At 37.5% G+C, this 16394-nt stretch carries 18 protein-coding genes; 12 read left to right on the top strand and 6 right to left on the bottom strand.

Annotation, left to right across the window (positions count from 1 at the left end):
* Window positions 1-146 precede the first annotated feature (146 nt).
* From LJC66_RS20385 to LJC66_RS20360, 6 genes are all read left to right on the top strand, one after another.
* Window positions 147-1526: a sucrose-specific PTS transporter subunit IIBC gene (locus LJC66_RS20385; RefSeq protein WP_028415103.1), complete on the top strand. Its 1380-nt coding sequence runs from the start codon at window positions 147-149 to the stop codon at window positions 1524-1526.
* 505 nt (window positions 1527-2031) lie between these two features.
* Window positions 2032-2850: a membrane protein insertase YidC gene (gene yidC, locus LJC66_RS20380; protein ID WP_195696060.1), complete on the top strand. Its 819-nt coding sequence runs from the start codon at window positions 2032-2034 to the stop codon at window positions 2848-2850.
* Window positions 2851-2951: 101 nt separating this feature from the next.
* A complete protein-coding gene (locus LJC66_RS20375) occupies window positions 2952-4157 on the top strand; it encodes a TolB family protein (RefSeq protein WP_195696061.1) in 1206 nt (401 codons plus the stop codon).
* 35 nt (window positions 4158-4192) lie between these two features.
* Entirely contained in the window at window positions 4193-4702 is a 510-nt protein-coding gene (locus LJC66_RS20370) for a GNAT family N-acetyltransferase (protein WP_195696062.1), read from the top strand.
* Between the two features lie 118 nt (window positions 4703-4820).
* Window positions 4821-5663 (top strand): ATP-binding cassette domain-containing protein, encoded by an 843-nt coding sequence (locus tag LJC66_RS20365; RefSeq protein ID WP_195696063.1) that lies wholly within the window; start codon window positions 4821-4823, stop codon window positions 5661-5663.
* A 1-nt stretch (window position 5664) separates the two neighbouring features.
* A complete protein-coding gene (locus LJC66_RS20360; RefSeq protein WP_195696064.1) occupies window positions 5665-6351 on the top strand; it encodes an ABC transporter permease in 687 nt (228 codons plus the stop codon).
* Between the two features lie 27 nt (window positions 6352-6378).
* Here LJC66_RS20360 and LJC66_RS20355 read toward each other — a convergent pair whose 3' ends face one another.
* From LJC66_RS20355 to LJC66_RS20345, 3 genes are all read right to left on the bottom strand, one after another.
* Complete coding sequence (locus LJC66_RS20355; protein WP_195696065.1) at window positions 6379-7197, bottom strand: glycerophosphodiester phosphodiesterase family protein; 819 nt, start codon at window positions 7195-7197, stop codon at window positions 6379-6381.
* Window positions 7198-7325: 128 nt separating this feature from the next.
* The gene (locus LJC66_RS20350) at window positions 7326-7949 is read right to left on the bottom strand and encodes a class F sortase (protein ID WP_230933446.1); all 624 of its coding nucleotides are present in this window, start codon (window positions 7947-7949) and stop codon (window positions 7326-7328) included.
* On the bottom strand, window positions 7946-8755 hold the full coding sequence (locus LJC66_RS20345) for a DUF4397 domain-containing protein (RefSeq protein ID WP_050688342.1): 810 nt from the start codon (window positions 8753-8755) through the stop codon (window positions 7946-7948). Before LJC66_RS20345 ends, LJC66_RS20350 begins: the two co-directional genes overlap by 4 nt.
* Before the next feature lie 258 nt (window positions 8756-9013).
* Between LJC66_RS20345 and LJC66_RS20340 the strand changes: the two genes are divergently transcribed.
* From LJC66_RS20340 to LJC66_RS20320, 5 genes are all read left to right on the top strand, one after another.
* A complete protein-coding gene (locus LJC66_RS20340) occupies window positions 9014-9904 on the top strand; it encodes a YitT family protein (protein WP_013058693.1) in 891 nt (296 codons plus the stop codon).
* A 223-nt stretch (window positions 9905-10127) separates the two neighbouring features.
* Complete coding sequence (locus LJC66_RS20335) at window positions 10128-10883, top strand: alpha/beta hydrolase (protein ID WP_230933445.1); 756 nt, start codon at window positions 10128-10130, stop codon at window positions 10881-10883.
* A 106-nt stretch (window positions 10884-10989) separates the two neighbouring features.
* Entirely contained in the window at window positions 10990-11358 is a 369-nt protein-coding gene (locus LJC66_RS20330; RefSeq protein ID WP_195696069.1) for a GntR family transcriptional regulator, read from the top strand.
* Complete coding sequence (locus tag LJC66_RS20325) at window positions 11355-12224, top strand: ABC transporter ATP-binding protein (protein ID WP_230933444.1); 870 nt, start codon at window positions 11355-11357, stop codon at window positions 12222-12224. The genes LJC66_RS20330 and LJC66_RS20325 overlap by 4 nt, the downstream gene beginning before the upstream one ends.
* Window positions 12224-12919: a hypothetical protein gene (locus tag LJC66_RS20320; protein ID WP_230933443.1), complete on the top strand. Its 696-nt coding sequence runs from the start codon at window positions 12224-12226 to the stop codon at window positions 12917-12919. The genes LJC66_RS20325 and LJC66_RS20320 overlap by 1 nt, the downstream gene beginning before the upstream one ends.
* A gap of 38 nt (window positions 12920-12957) precedes the next feature.
* Here the strand turns inward: LJC66_RS20320 and LJC66_RS20315 are convergent, their stop codons facing one another.
* Window positions 12958-13560, bottom strand: a complete 603-nt coding sequence (locus tag LJC66_RS20315; protein WP_013058688.1) for a DUF3885 domain-containing protein — start codon at window positions 13558-13560, stop codon at window positions 12958-12960.
* Between the two features lie 230 nt (window positions 13561-13790).
* On the opposite strand from LJC66_RS20315, the gene LJC66_RS20310 reads away from it, so the two are divergent.
* Entirely contained in the window at window positions 13791-14159 is a 369-nt protein-coding gene (locus LJC66_RS20310) for a hypothetical protein (protein ID WP_050688339.1), read from the top strand.
* A 6-nt stretch (window positions 14160-14165) separates the two neighbouring features.
* Here the strand turns inward: LJC66_RS20310 and LJC66_RS20305 are convergent, their stop codons facing one another.
* Both LJC66_RS20305 and LJC66_RS20300 read right to left on the bottom strand, forming a co-directional pair.
* Window positions 14166-15293 carry a Ger(x)C family spore germination protein gene (locus LJC66_RS20305; protein WP_195696071.1) on the bottom strand — a complete coding sequence of 376 codons (1128 nt, stop codon included), beginning with the start codon at window positions 15291-15293 and terminating at the stop codon, window positions 14166-14168.
* The gene (locus LJC66_RS20300; protein ID WP_050688337.1) at window positions 15290-16393 is read right to left on the bottom strand and encodes a GerAB/ArcD/ProY family transporter; all 1104 of its coding nucleotides are present in this window, start codon (window positions 16391-16393) and stop codon (window positions 15290-15292) included. The genes LJC66_RS20305 and LJC66_RS20300 overlap by 4 nt, the downstream gene beginning before the upstream one ends.
* Window position 16394 lies beyond the last annotated feature (1 nt).

Here is a 16394-nt window from a genome sequence, read left to right as displayed (position 1 = left end):
TACAATGAAAGCGTATTAATTGAATAATCGGGATTGTGACTGGTAAAGCAGGCAAGACCTAGAATGCGCATGAAGGACAACTATGTCTTTTATAAGTGTATTTTAGGTCTTGCTTTTTTTATGACATACAAAAAGGAGGAAGTAAGATGGATGTAAAAGAAATTGCTAAAAAACTTGTTCCGCTTTTAGGAGGAAAAGAAAATATTGCTAGTGCGCAGCACTGTGCTACGCGTTTGCGCCTCGTTATTCGAGATGAAAGCAAAATCGATCAAAAAGGTTTGGATGAAATAGAAGATGTAAAAGGGGCTTTTTCAAATTCAGGACAGTTTCAAATCATTTTTGGAACCGGTCTCGTTAATAAAATTCACGCTGCTTTTGTTAAAGAATTAGGCGCTGAAGAGGCTGCTGCCCCAGTAGATCACCAAGAAGAAATGAAGAAGAAGATGAACCCATTTGCTCGCTTTGCTCGCATGCTTTCAAATATTTTTGTTCCGATTATTCCAGCCATTGTAGCAAGCGGTTTATTAATGGGATTGCTCGGGATGATGAAAGCGTTCCACTGGGTCTCAGAAGATAGTGCGTTATTTGTCTTATTGGACATGTTCTCAGGCGCAGCATTTATCATTTTACCGATTTTAATCGGGTTTTCAGCTGCAAAAGAATTTGGTTCAAACCCTTATCTTGGAGCGGTTATCGGAGGGATTTTGACGCATCCGATGTTATTAAATCCATGGACATTAGCAGATGCTAAGCCAGAATATATGGATTTGTTTGGCTTAAGTATTCCGCTGATTGGCTATCAAGGTACGGTCGTTCCAATTTTATTAGCTATTTATGTGATGAGTAAAATTGAAAAGGGACTGCGGAAAATTGTGCCGAATTCGGTTGATTTACTTGTTACGCCTTTTTTAACTGTTATTATCACGGGCTTTGTGTCACTTGTGTTTATTGGTCCTTTCGGCCGCTATATTGGAGATTTAATTTCGATTAGCCTTCAGTCTCTATACGATGTAGCCGGAGTGTTTGCAGGAATTTTGTTTGGTGGCTTATATTCAACCATTGTATTAACAGGCTTGCAGCATAGTTTTCATGCTATTGAAGCAGGACTGCTTGCTAATCCGAAGATTGGCGTTAACTTCTTACTTCCTATTTGGGCATGTGCGAATGTGGCGCAAGGAGGAGCAGGGCTGGCTGTTTATTTTAAAACGAAAAATGCCAAAACGAAAAAAATTGCGATTCCAGCGGCTATTTCTTCCTTCTTAGGAATTACAGAACCGATTATTTTCGGCGTCAACTTACGACTTCGCAAGCCATTTATTGCTGCGGCTATAGGCGGAGCAGCCGGGGGAGGCTACGTGGTACTTATGCACGTAGTAGCCAACGCCTACGGACTCACAGGCATTCCAATGATGGCCATTGCTGCACCGCTTGGTATGAGCAATTTAATTCACTATATTATTGGCATGATTATTTCTGTAGGTGTTGCATTTGGTGTTACGTGGTTCATGAAACTAAAAGAAGACTGAGAACCAGCGGTAAGCATACGAGAATAGAGAATGGTATTAGATTTGCTCATCATATTTTATGGTGAGCAAATTTTGTGTCTTAAATATGAAACTTTTTAAAAAGTAATACGTAGGACAGTTAAAGAGATAAGTTGATGTTGTGTAACAGGAACGTAAATGCTACACTACATATATTGGATTGTACTATTATAGTCAGAAAGAGAGCTGGCACATGGAATTTTATCACGATCTTTTTCTATATGCGCCGTATTTATCTGCTTTCGTTTTATATATCCTTTGTTATTATATGCTTCGTGAAGCTAGGTTTACGGCTTTTCATGCGGAACCTGTCACCGACCATGTGAATGCAGGGATTGATCCTTCAGTATTAACAATATGGAAAAGACGAAATGTATTTATACATGTGTATAGAAAAACACCAGTTAAAGAGAAGAATAATGATGAAGAAGATCCTTTCCTTCTGAAAAACACTTCATACATTTAGTCATTATTAGGAGGAAAGAATATGAAAAGAAATAAAAAATTATTATTGCTTGGTTTAATGGGAGCGCTTCTTTTAGCTCTAGCCGGCTGTAGCAGCACAAAAACACCCGTAACCGCAACAAGCGGCGGGTTCTGGGATCATTATTTTGTTTACCCTTTATCTATGGCATTAACGAAAATTGCTGAATGGGCAGGCGGAAGCTATGGTCTTTCTATTATCATTGCGACGGTTATCATTCGTTTAGTTCTATTGCCGCTTATTTTAAAACAGCAAAAGAGCACCATGGCTATGCAAGCACTTCGTCCAGAAATGGAAAAGATTCAAAAGAAATATGCTGGTAAAAAAGATCCAGAAACACAGCAAAAGCAGCAAAAAGAAATGATGCAGCTTTACCAAACGCATAAAATTAATCCGGTTGGCGGATGTTTGCCAATCTTTATTCAAATGCCTATTATTATCGCATTTTATAATGCCATTGCAAGAACGCATGAAATTGCGCAGCATTCATTCTTATGGTTTAGTTTAGGAAAACCAGATCCTTTCTTTATTTTACCGGTAGTTGCAGCGATTACGACATTCTTACAAATTCGTGTAAGTATGACGGATGAAATTCAACCTCCAATGAAAATGATGATGAACATTATGCCAATCTTCATCTTAGTAGCGGGAATTTCACTTCCATCTGCTCTTGCATTGTACTGGGTAATCGGTAACTTATTCGGAATTGGACAAGGTTACTACTTGAAAAAACGTATGAATTTATTAAAAGAAAAAGATGCGGCTAATAATGCAGCACAAGCTAAAACAAAGCCATCACCAAAATCTAAGTCAAAATCATAATATACAAAAAGCGCAGCTATTCGCTGCGCTTTTTTATTTTTTCAAAAATGTGATGAGATGAGGAGATTTGTGTAACGCTATAAAAAAAGACAGGAGTGAACATGGTGAAAAAAATAGCGTTATGTCTGCTTTTTCTTATGTTGTTCCCTATGCAAATAAATGCTGCCAATACAGTGAAGGTCAGTTTTATACGGCAAGGAAACCTATGGGTATATGATAACGGTACCGAAAGGCAGTTATCCTATGCCCATCATGCCTCTATGCCTCAATGGTCATCACATGGAGATATAGTTGCTTATGCAGAAAATGATTCTTTAATGATTGCACCGTTAAAAGGAAAACCGCTACTGGTTGAACATGATGTGACTCATTATCAATGGTCACCGGTTGCTGAGGAACTTGCGTATATTTCGAATGGAATCTTAGTATATTACAACGTTAAAACGCACGAAAAGAAGCGTGTAGCCGTAGGAGTTGATCAATTTTCATGGTTTCCAGAAGGAGATCGATTTTTAATTACGTCAGCTGCTGCGCTGGCGCCCACGGGATGGGGACCGGTAAAGCTATATACAGTGAGCAAATATGCAGGGTTAGACGTAAAAAAAGTGGAGGCTTTTACGACGCTCCCAGCAGAAAATGATTCGTTTTTTGCGTATACAACAAGCAGCTTTAAATGGTCTCCTAACGGGCAATGGATTAGTTTTATCGCTATTCCAACGGCTTCAATGTCTGCAGATGCAAATAAGCTGTGCATCATTACAAAAGAAGGAAAAGCTTTTCAAGTAGTGGGAGATATGCTTAATGTGCCTAATTGGTTTAAGTGGAGCAATGAAGAGCAAGTACTGGCATTCATTAATGGAGAAGGAAGGTTTGCCACTGAAAATAAAAAGTTTACTTTAAAAGAGATGCCGGTTTTTAAAGAACATGTGTTTACTCCAAAAGGCTTCGCAGATTGGGATTTTACTTGGGCAGAAAAAGATAACATCATCATTTCACGTGTGCCCGAAGCAGGGTGGTCGAATGATGAAAAAAAGAGGCCACTGCCTTTTTTGTATAGCATGAACGTAAAGACCAATAAGCAAAGTCAGTTCACATTTCCACAAAAAGGATTAGGAGATTATGCGCCTGTTTATCATAAAGCAACGAATCAAACGATGTGGATTCGTACAAATCGAAAACAAGCAAATCTTTTAACACGCGTAAAAGATACGAAAAATGATAAGGTACTTATTTCAGGCTTAGACCTACCGGGAAATTATTATGAGCTGTATCGGTGGAATGAAGTATTTAGCGTGTACAGCCCTTAATAGCTAATTAAAACATAAGAAACTAAGGTGAAAAAATGAATATACGATTGTTGGTAAAAGAAGACGCTGACGTGTACTTTGAACTCCGTCTTCGTGCTTTAAAAGATCATCCCGAAAGTTTTATTTTAAGTTATGAAGAAGAATATGAAAAAGAAATTGCTGATATCCGAAATTATTTTCCAAGCAGCCAATCAGAATTTGTAGTAGGAGCTTTTATGGAAAAACAGCTTGTGGGGATCGTGGGGTTTCAGCAGCAAAAGCCTTTAAAAGTTCAGCATAAAGGAGATATTTGGGGGATGTACGTAGCCCCTGAAGCAAGGGGGAAAGGTCTTGGAAAGAAGCTGTTAAAAACCGCTGTTGAACAAGCTTTTTCCCAAACCGAGGTATTGCAAATCTACCTGGCCGTTGCTGCTAAAAATGAAGGAGCAAAAGCCCTATACAAAAGCCTCGGTTTTACTTCTTATGCGTATGAAAAAAGAGCTCTTCAAGTAGATGGTGAATTTATCGATGAAGAGCATATGGTATTGTCTATAAGAAGCCTTTGACCAGATTAAAGGCTTTTTTATACGGGAAAATTTAGCTGAAACGTATAGAGATGGAAGCACATTCCCCATAAATATGCTATGATTTAACATATAGGATTATGGAGAGGCGAGGCAGCAGATGGAAAAACTGATTGAATTAAAAAATGTTGCAAAAGTATACAAAAAACATACCGTATTAGAAAACATTCATACGACCCTTTATAAAGGAGAGACTGTCGCGATTGTTGGAAAAAACGGTGCGGGAAAAAGTACGTTTTTAAAGCTAATTGGCGGATTATCGAAACCGACTAAAGGGACAATTAACCTTCATAAAGAAACCGGTACGCCTGGATTTGTGGTGGAACAATTTCCTCAGGAGCTGCGTTTTACGCTAGCAGGTTATTTACAGCACATGGGACGAATTCAAGGATTGTCTAAGAAAAAGCGCACCTCTCGAATTGAAGAGCTGCTCGAAACTTTCGAAATGGTAGAGTTTAGACATGAAGAGATCATTTCTTTTTCAAAAGGAATGAAGCAAAAAGTCAACATGATGCAAGCGCTGCTGAGTTCTTCTAAGCTGCTATTGCTTGATGAACCTCTATCAGGATTAGATGCTCGTGCTCAGCTAGAAGTAGAACGAATTTTTACAAAGCTCAAAGAACGAGGGATGACCATTGTATTTACGTGTCATGAAGAAAGGCTCATTCATGCTGTAGCGGATCGTGTTATCACCATTGGCTCACAGCGCATTTTAAAAAATGAGCGCGTTCAACTCATTGAGCATTTAACGGTTATTGAAGCAAATGTCATTCTTAATAAGCCACTTCGTTTATTAAAAGAAAAGTGCACGAAAATTGAACAGCACGGAAACTACTGGATTTTTTATATAGATAAAAAATATGTAAACGAGTTTCTTGCAGAATTACTTGCTGTTCAAGGTGAAGTTGTAAAGTTATATCATATGGAAAGGGAAGAAATTTAAGATGGGTGCATTGATTCGCTATCATTTTATTACATATATTAAATCGTATCGATATATTCCGCCGCTTGCACTTTATATTATTTCGCTGTGTATGAACTATACATATAGACCGAACCCGGTGCTTGATAGCTTTTTTAATACGGCGCTTTTCCTCTTTTTTCTAACCACTTGGTTTACAATGTCGCTGTTTCACGCGGAAGATTCCAGTCAAGAAGTTATTACAAAACTTCATGTAGGGAAAAAGAACAAGTACTTTATAAGCAAGCTTATTAGCTGTATGCTGCTGTTTACGTTTTTATCAGCGGTTTCCATTGCTTATCCCGTGCTGCTTGATATGTTTGAAGTGGATATATCCACTAAGCAAATGGTGTTTGGGTTTATTATTCACTGGACGTTTAGTTTGCTTGGTATGAGCATAGGCCTTGTTTTCACAAGAGATGTTGTAAGAGAAGGCAGCTTATCGTGGTTTGGACCTCTATTTATTTTAATCGTTACGCTTGCAGCGGCAGGCGTTTCATTTCCGTATCAAGGAGGGGGACTGCTGCTGTATGTATTGCCGCCCGTATCTGCAATCATTCAATTTATTAACGAAGGATTAAACAAATTTTTGGTGTTTGGCTGGGCTTTGCTTTATGCCATAGTATTAATTAGCCTGTATTTGTGGAGAGCGAATAGAAGAGATGTATAAAGAATAAACACTTGCCGCGGCAAGTGTTTATTTATTATGAAGTACGTTATAAAGACGATCCGGGTAATTAGTAAACATGCCGGTTACGCCCCACTCGATAAGCATTCTCATTTGCTTTTCATCATTTACTGTATAAGGATGAACGTCTAAATCATATGAGCGAGCTTTTTGTACATATGACTTTGTCAGCGTGTTTGCATTAGGACCAATCCCGTTCGCGTACTTTTTGATTTGTCTGAACTGCTGATCTGTTAACATATTGGTTTGCTTAGAACGAATCAGTTGAATTAGTTTCATCGTAGGTCGGTATCGATGGACGGTTTTTAAGCTTTCAGGACTAAATGATTGTACAATGACGTGATTGGTATGAATGTTGTACTTAGCCATCAACGTCAACAATTCCTTTTCCATACCTAGATATTCATGAGGAGATTTTGTTTCAATATAATAGTTTGTTCGATTGCCAAACGTACGGAATATTTCTTCTAAAGTTGGAATGACGGCTTTTTTATTACCTTTTCCTGCGTTCAAACGCTGAAGCTGCTTCACTGTATACTGTTTTACATATCCTGTTTCATTTGTCGTTCGATCAACTTTGTAGTCATGAATTGCTACAAGCTGCTGATCTTTAGACATGTGAAGATCAAGTTCAATGTAATCCGCTTTTTGCTGGACGGCCGCGAGATAAGATTGCATCGTATGCTCTGGCTCGTATCCTGATGCGCCTCGATGAGCAATAATGGCTACGTTTTCTGCTTGAGTAGAAGCTGCCTGCGTATGTATAAACATAAAAATGCCGCATAAACAAAGAGTGAGTGAGCTTACAAACCACCATTTTCGTCTCATATCAAAACTCCTTTTTATTGAGGGGTCGTGCATTAGTTTACTAGTGAGATGTTGTGTTCATATTAAGGCTGTGTAAATATTTAAATAAAACGAACCAGTATGTAATTAAAAGTAATAAACGCCGATGTTTAGTGAGAAACATCGGCTGTTTTTTCCGGACGGAGGCTTGTATAAATAACGAGCCTGCGCTCATGAGTTTTCTGTTTATGATCAAACGTTCCTGTACAGGTGATTAAATTAAGCTGGTGTTGAAAAGTTGGACCAAAAATCTCTCTGATAGGAGCAGAATCTCGGGGATAAGAAGCTTTATTCGTAACAACGAAGGTCAGCTGATCCCCTTGCTGATCGGTTACAAAAATTTCGTCTCCTTTTGTGAGCTTGTCGAGATGATAGAAGATAGCGGGTCCTTTTTGATCATCAACATGTCCTGCAATGACCGCATTTCCTTCCTCTCCAGGTCTTGCTCCAAGCTTAAACCAAGCTACATCATGACCATTATCAGGAACGCTCATTTCACCTTGGTTAGTAAGGCCCATTCCTTTTATAAAAGCCTTAATATGAAGCTTCGGAATAATAAGCTGAGATGGAAGAGGCGTAGAAGCAGTTCCTGAAGATTGCAAGGATTGAGCTGATTTTGTTTCAGCCATCTTCACAACAAAATCCGTCGAGCCGTTTGCAATTGCTGATTGGGCAAACCAGGTGCTCATGAATAGTATCAAAGAAAAGGTGAAAACCCCTCCTATCCATTTCATTCGCTTTCGTATCCTCTGTGACGACGAACAACAAATATAGCGACTGCTCCAATTCCTAATAAAGTAAGAACTGGCACAATTGAATTATAATTATCCTGTGAAGCACCGCCCATACCTGTTTTTGGCATTTCGGAAGGCATAGCCGTATTATCTTTTAATAAAAGCGTTTCAAGACTGTCGGCTTTGTTAATAGCGAGCACCGTGTAGACCGTGTTAGCTTCTAAATTAAGGTTTGGAATGTCCAGTACTTTTTTATTGTCTTGACTAGTTGCAATGGTTAGATCATAGGTTCCGGCATCTACTTCAGAATAATTTGTTATTTGTTTAAAAGCAGTGTCTTTAAACAAAGTAGGGCCGTGATTAATACCTACATTAACAGCGGGAGCATCTGGAGAAAAGTGAGCAATTCGAATTTTACTCTTTCCTTTAGCTACGTTCATATCATCTTGAGCTACTTTTAATTCCAAGTGTGCAACTTGGTTAATAGCAGCAAGAGTATAGGCCTTGTTTGCTTCGACGGTTACATTAGTGGAAATGACAGGTTTTTCTTTTCCTTTTGTACCTATGGCATATACCTCTATTTTATGAGACCCCGCAGGTACTTTAAGGTAATCTGTCACATCTTTAAACGATGCGCCGACTACGATGCTTTGATTGTCCACATATATATCTACTTCAGGTGCATCAGGTGATGCATGCACAACTCGTATCATCGCCTCCTGCACAGCTGCAGAAGTGAAATTATCTGAAAAAGCTAGCAATAAAACTGCGAGTAAAGAAGCAGCAATAATCTTTACACGGTTCATAACGTTTTACTCTCCTTTTAATCTAAGTTTGTCCTGTTAGTCCCGTATGAAAAGTGGTGGGCATTCATTCACTTTTGAACGTACTCGGGCATTTATTCACTTGTTATCATCTACAATTTTATCCAATATATGCACAATTTATTTCATTAGATGAAATTTTTGTAAAAGGCCAGGTAAATAGTTTGAATTTTGTGATAATATTAAAATAAGGGTTTGGTTAGTAGTTGATGTCTCTATTACAAAAGGAGGGGAAGTTATGTGCTGCAAACGAATCATGAAATAAAAAAGGTTGTTCATCGTTCGCTATCAGCTAAAATGATTGTAAAGCGCATGCTGTTTATTTTAGTGGGAGCCCTTTTAATGGCCGTCGGGCTAGAATTTTTTCTTGTCCCTAATGAGGTTATTGACGGTGGAATTGTAGGTATATCTATTATTTTATCCCATTTAACGGATGTTCAAATCGGCTTTTATATCTTCGTATTAAATCTTCCATTCTTCTTTATTGGATACAAGCAAATTGGAAAAACATTTGCGCTATCTACGCTTTTAGGTGTTATCATTCTATCCATTGCTACCTCTATTTTTCACGACTTGCCGGTCTTAACAGGTGACCCTCTTTTAGCCACTGTGTTTGGCGGAATTGTTCTCGGTGTGGGAGTAGGAATTGTTATTCGGTACGGAGGTTCGCTAGATGGCACCGAGATATTAGCTATTTTATTTAATAAGCGTACGCCTTTCTCCGTAGGTGAGACGATTATGTTTTTTAATTTATTTATTTTGGGAAGTGCCGGTTTTGTATTTGGCTGGGATCGCGCTATGTATTCTTTAATGGCTTACTTCATTGCTTTTAAAACGATTGATATTGTGATTCAAGGGTTAGATGAGTCTAAGTCAGCTTGGATTATCAGCGAACAATATGAACAAATTGGCGAAGCAATTCTTGCTCGTTTAGGGAGAGGCGTCACGTATTTAAATGGGGAAGGGGCATATACGGGAGATGATAAAAAAGTCATTTTTTGTGTGATTACCAGGCTTGAAGAAGCAAAGCTAAAAGCGATTATCGATGAGATAGATCCATCTGCTTTTTTTGCTGTAGCAGCTATTGCTGAAGTTAGAGGAGGGAGGTTTAAGAAACGAGATATTCATTAGTGAAGGTTGTCTGCTAATGAGGCTGTCCCGTTATTACATGCAGCAGCCTTTTTAATTTTCTCTTTTTGTTTCGAGTATATGGAATGGTTTATGTCACTTCTGCTGCATCCTGCTTTGGGCATATCGAACCTCTCTTTTTTCTTGTATATCTTTAAAACAAACTTGTAAAATGTCTAAAAGATATAAAAAGAGTACATAGTAAAAAACAGAAAGAGGGAGTGACATGAAAAAAACGTTAAAAATAGTAGGAGTCGGTCTTGCCGTTCTTGTGGCGGTAACCGTGGCTTTTTTTGTTATATGGTCAGGTTTTGATTATGAACCTTCAAAGCAGCTTCACTCACTAGTAGATGAGAAAAAAGTAGTGAAGAAAGACAATTATTACGTATTCAAGCCTCAAACGAACAAAGAGATAAAAGCCGGCTATATTATTTATCAAGGTGCTAAAGTAGAACCGTTAGCATATGGCTATTATGCTCAGCAAATTGCAAATGAAGGATATCTTGTTGCTGTTGTAGATTCTCCGTTTAATATGAGTTTTTTTAGTCAAAACAAAGCGACGGATATTGTGAAGAGCTATCCGAAGATTTCCGCATGGTTTATCGGAGGGCATTCCCTTGGAGGAGTGAGTGCAGCCTCTTATGCGTATGATCATCAAAACTCAATAAAAGGCTTAGTTCTTTTAGCATCGTATCCGATGAATAAAAATAATTTTTCAACTTCCACTTATCCTATTTTGTCTTTAACCGGTGGAAAAGATGGTTTGTCGACGCCTGAAAAAATTAAAGAAACCAAGCATTTACTTTCAAAAAATACGGAGCTGGTTCAAGTAAAAGGAGCTAATCACGCACAGTTTGGAATGTACGGGAAACAAAAAGGCGACAACAAAGCCAGTATTTCCCCTAAAGAACAGCAGGATGAGCTAGTAAAAAGAACGGTCAAGTGGTTAAACAGTCAAATGAAAAAGTCCGCCAGTAACTAACTGACGGACTTTTTTCTTTTTTTTTGGAAATAACACTTGAAAAAATAACCAGTTAGTTATATAGTTAGTTACATGAGTAATGAACCACTTAAGTGAGGTAGTCAAAATGAAACAATCATTAGATCATCAGCGACCAATTTTTCAACAAATCAAAGAAACCATCGAAGAAAATATTTTGAATGATGCTTTTCCAGAAGAAGAAAGAGTACCGTCTACGAATGAATTTGCCAAAATGTATCGCATTAACCCTGCAACAGCAGCTAAAGGAATTAATCAGCTAGTTGACCACGGAATATTGTATAAAAAGAGAGGGATAGGGATGTTTGTATGTGCGGGCGCCAAAGAAGTATTGCTTACACAAAGAAAAGAAGAATTTTATAACCGTTTTATCATTCCCATGAAAAAAGAAGCACAGCATTTGGGAATTACGGTAAACGAGTTAAAAGAGCTGTTAGACAAGGGGGAAATAAAATGAATATAGAAGCGCAGCTATTAAATAAATGCTATGGATCTAAACAAGTGTTAAAAGACATTTCACTTACGCTAGCACAAAATAAAATATACGGGTTGCTAGGTAGAAACGGAGCGGGCAAAACGACTCTGATGCAAATTGTAGCCGGGCATATTCCAGTTACGACAGGAGAGGTAAAAGTAGGAAATCAATCTCCATTTGAAAACCGCTCTGTTTTGCAAAATATCTGCTTAATTAACGAAAGCGGAAATTTCAAAAAAACATTAAAAGTCAAAGACGTGCTAAAAATTGCGTCACTTTTTTATCCTTATTGGAGCCAAGAAGCTGCTGAGAGGCTGATGGAAGAGTTCGATTTAGATGGTAATATGAAAGTGAAAGCATTATCTAAAGGTATGGAATCAGCATTAGGAATTATTGTTGGGCTATCTTCTCGAACGAGCATCACAATCTTTGATGAACCTTATATTGGACTTGATGCTGCGATGCGAGCGCGTTTTTATGAGCTTTTATTGGATGAATATGAAGAATATCCACGTACGTTCATTATCTCAACGCATTTAATTGATGAGGTAAGTAATTTATTTGAAGAAGTACTTATTATGCAAAAAGGAAAGCTGATTCTTCAGGATACGGCAGAAAATTTGCAGCAGCGCTGTGTAAGTGTGAAAGGACCTAAAAGTCAAATTGAAGAATATGAAAAAGGAAAGCAAGTAATCCATGAACAAGTATTCGGAGGAGAGAAAAAAATAGTGCTCTTTAACGAAGATATTTATGCTGAGGAGCTTATAGACAGTTCATTTCATGTAGAAGCTGTTCACATACAGGATATTATGATTTATCTTACAGCAAACCGTGGAGGTGTAGCGTAATGAAAGGACAGTTTGCCGCCATTAGTTATTCGCTCTACGTTGAACTAAAGTATTTAATGATTCGCTTTTGGACGATTCTCTTAGCTTTTGTTGTAGTAGATATTTTAGTGTTCAGTCAGGTGAATGAGCATCTTCTATTAGTAACAAGTATGCCGCAGTACATCTTTTCAGGTATTGTAAGTTTTATTATCATTCGAAAAAGTTTCTCCTTTTGCTTAAAGTTAGGAGCTACCCGTAAAGCATATCTTTTAACGATGACCTGTGTTTTTGCTTTATTTGCAACTGTAATGTCCCTTATCAATGTTGTCATCATGAGCATTTCAATAAAAGTGATTAATAGTTTGAATTTAATGAATGTTCAGCTTTATTATGCGAGTGACTTTATCTTTCATGACCCTACTGTCGCTATTCACTTTTTAACGGACGCTGTATTTATCTTTTTTATTACAGCAGCAGCATGTTTGCTCGGCAGCATCGTTTACAAATTCGGGCAAACAGGAGGGATGATCACCGGTGCTGTTTTAATTTTACTATTTACCATTCCAGTGACAAAAGAACCGGTTATTCATTTTATAAAAAGCTTTTCGAACGGGTCGTTGTTACTTACATTCGGAACAATGGTTATCACAAGCTTCTTATTCTTTCTTATCAACTGGCTGTTTTTAAAAAAAGCGTCTCCTGTCCATCAAGCCTAATAAAAAAGCAATCATTCCTTTACTGAATGATTGCTTTTTTATTGTACTTTTTTTGAACAAGCTGCATCAATATCTAGAATCCAGTCGTGAAACTTTTGCTGAAGAAGTTGAAGAGAAGACTGATTGTTTGATACAATGTCCAGTCCGCGCTCGTCGTATAAGTGGAAGATGGTTTCTTTATTCAAATTCACAATGTAACACTCTTCTTCAATAGCCGGATGAATATGAAGATCTCGGTTAGCAATCGATTGCAAAAGAAGCTTTTCTTTCACATCATTTGTTTTACAGGCAATAATATATTCAGCGTTATTTAATAATGCTACGGATTGAACTTCTTGTTTCTTCAGGCGAGAGCGAATGAATTTTTTAATAGCTGTTTCTTTTTTCTTTTTTAACAGTAAATCATCCTGTGCAGCATTCGCTTTGAAAACAAGTAACAGCTCATCATTTTTTTCATGGAGTGTCTCAAAAATTTCGTAAGCGCGTGCGTACACATTTTTCATGTATTCTCGTTCCCACACGCCTTTTTGATTGGTAAGCGTAAAACGGATACCTGCGGGCGCGTTATAAAAAAGAGGTCTTTTCATTTGAACATTTGGAAACATTGTTGTTAAGTATGATTGAAGCCGCATTGTGGTCATACGCAACACCTCACTTAGTTTAGTCCTGACTTAATATGTTGAATTTAGTCTATCATGTGATTAGCTAAATTTGTAAAGAAGTAATGTTATTTAATCAAAAGGTAACCAAACTGTTATATTTTGTTGATTTTGCATTATTTCTTTACACAACCTTTGCGGATGAACAGGTTTTTTCATACGCCTGTCGTATTACTTAACGTAGTAACGACGTGAAGAAAGGGTGATATACGGTGAAAAAACAGCTTGTGCTTATTTCAATTGTTACAGCTGCTTTCTTTGTGCTTATTTTTCACAAAACGATCTTTCAAGAAGGTAATCCGCTTCCCATTGCATGGAGTATTGTGAAATTAAAGTCTTCAGGTGAAGATGTTGTTCAAATATCCGATAAGCCCAAGAGGTATCTCATTCATTCAAATGACTACTTAACGTTTATTAAACAAATGAAAAAGAAAAAAGTGAATTTTCAATATCAAGATGATAAAAAGTTTTATTTTAATAACGACAATGAACGCCAGCTGTTCGTCAGCAAAAACTATACCGATAAGTTCACGATTATGGAATTAAAGAAAAAAGAGCTGACTGAAGCTGGCGTTGAGTAATAAGAGCTAATCTCTGCCCTGTGTCCCAAAATCTTTAATTTGAACATGGACATGATAGTCGATGGTCGACTGGCTAAATATTTCATCCCATTCATGCTGATGTTTTTTCCAAAAATGAGGATGATGAATTCGTACGTAATTATGCAGGTCAATCACATCCGCTTTGTAATTATTTTGTAATAAGCGAAGTGTTTTTTCTGCGTCTTTTCGAATAATTTTTTCTATTTTTTTCTCGGTGTTCTTTACATTAGAGGCGGCAAGAGCCTGTTTTGAAGTCTCCCAATCTTCTGATAGCCTGCCGCTTGTTTGAACGTTGATGTCAAAATGAACGGAGTGATTTGAATCAATACGGGCCTTCACATCTTGCTGAACATCTCCAATTTCATAGGAAAAGGGATATGGCCCGTGTTTGCCGTAAATAATTCCGCCTTTAATATTCCCCGTTAACCATGTTAAATCCTCTACTTGGTGCTGAGTTAAGATGAATTTTGCTTTTTTATTTTTTATGATTGCCGCACCGTCTATTTCAACGCTATTTTTAATTTTAGAAAGCCGCTGTATTAAAAAGCTTTGATCTGTTTTTAACTTAGCCGATAGCTCTCCCATTGTTAGGGGGTTTAGAATTTTATTCGTTTTGAATTTATTGTAAACAAGCTCGTAAATTAAGTTGACTGGCGGCACAGACATTCCTTGAATTGTTAAAACGTTTTTAGCATCGCCTTTTGTAACAAACGCAAGGCTGCTGCGCCGTATCTCGTTATCACGAACGAATTGATTAATAAGCGCATCAAGAGGGATCGTTTTGCTCGCTTTTTCTCCTATTAAAAGCGCTCGCTGATGCTGGCTGTATATAGGATCAGATTTCAGCGAAATATTTCGCGTGATTTCATGAATGGTAGGACCAGCAGTTGTAATGTTTTTGTATGGAATGGAAGAAGACATATTTCCGGATTCCGTTTCGGTTAACGTTTGATGAGTCAGCACCAGCTGATTTTTTCCTGTTCTCGGTTCGATTTTTGATGTAATGTCCATTGCCACTCCTATAACAAGAGCAAGTTGTTCAATGTTTCGATGATTTGTACAGCCGCACAATAAAAAAATGGTCATTATGACAGGAAGACATTTTTTCGTCATTTGAACACAACCTTTTTTATTTTCATTAACATGCTGAAGAAAAGAGGGATAACTAAAAATGTCACTAAAAATGCCCATCCTAGAACAGTTGAATAATTCGACACGTCGCTAGCTGTTTTGGGCGCTAAAGAGCTCATAAATAAAACGGGCACAAGGAAGATAATATTAGTAGTTGATCTGTTTTTGAAAATCTTTTTAAATCCTGAAACAGCTAAAAAGAAATACATTACAAAGGTTAAAAAAAACTGAAGAAGCCACACAATAAGCAGAAATAATTCAAGCCTCTCAAAGAAAATTCCTTTTACTTCATGTGTCTGAACAAATTCAATTGTAGGCCAAACGGTTGTTTTTACCTCCGGAACGGATAACGCGCCGACAACTAATACGTAAGTGATAATATACAAAAGTAAAGGAATGGAAAATCCGATGATAGAAACTTTTCGTAAATGATTTTTGTTTTTCATATGCTTTGGAAGAAATACAATGGTTTCAATCCCTAAAAAGGAAACAGAGACGGTTGTAAAAGCAGAAAGAAGCGGGCTGAATCCATCGGCTAAAACAGGCTGTAAGTTTTTTAAATCCACCATTCCGATACTAAGAAGATATAAGATAAGAAGAATGAGGACCGTTACAGGAAAACATAGCGCCATTACTTTTCCGATAGAATTGATACCGCCAGTGATTAAATAGACGCCTGTCAAAATAAACGAAAGGATAATTAATTCAATGGGCATCGTTTCCAGTAAATAAAAATGAATCATTTCTGCCATAGCTCTTACTTCGAAACTTGCTACAGATGTGAAATAAACGACTATAGCAAAGTTGAATATATTTCCAATCAGCTTGCCGGTTACTTCTTGCGTGAAATCAAACATACAGCTAATCTTAAAATACTTAACCATCCAGACTAAAAAAAGAACAATTCCAATAAACAAAAGGCCGTCCATAATAAGTACAATCCATCCATCTGCATTGTTTGTCTGGTTTGTAATGCTGCTCGGCAGTGTTAATAAACCGACGCCCAGCATGGTTGAAGAGATAATTGAAATGGCATAAAAGTCTGAAAGAAGCTTGCTTGATTGCGACTGTGATTGTTCCATA

The sequence above is a fragment of the Priestia sp. TSO9 genome (genome assembly GCF_021029645.1).
Lineage (GTDB): Bacteria > Bacillota > Bacilli > Bacillales > Bacillaceae_H > Priestia > Priestia megaterium_E.
The sequence above is the reverse complement of the archived record's forward strand: the minus strand, read 5'-3'. Positions and strand labels throughout refer to the sequence as shown.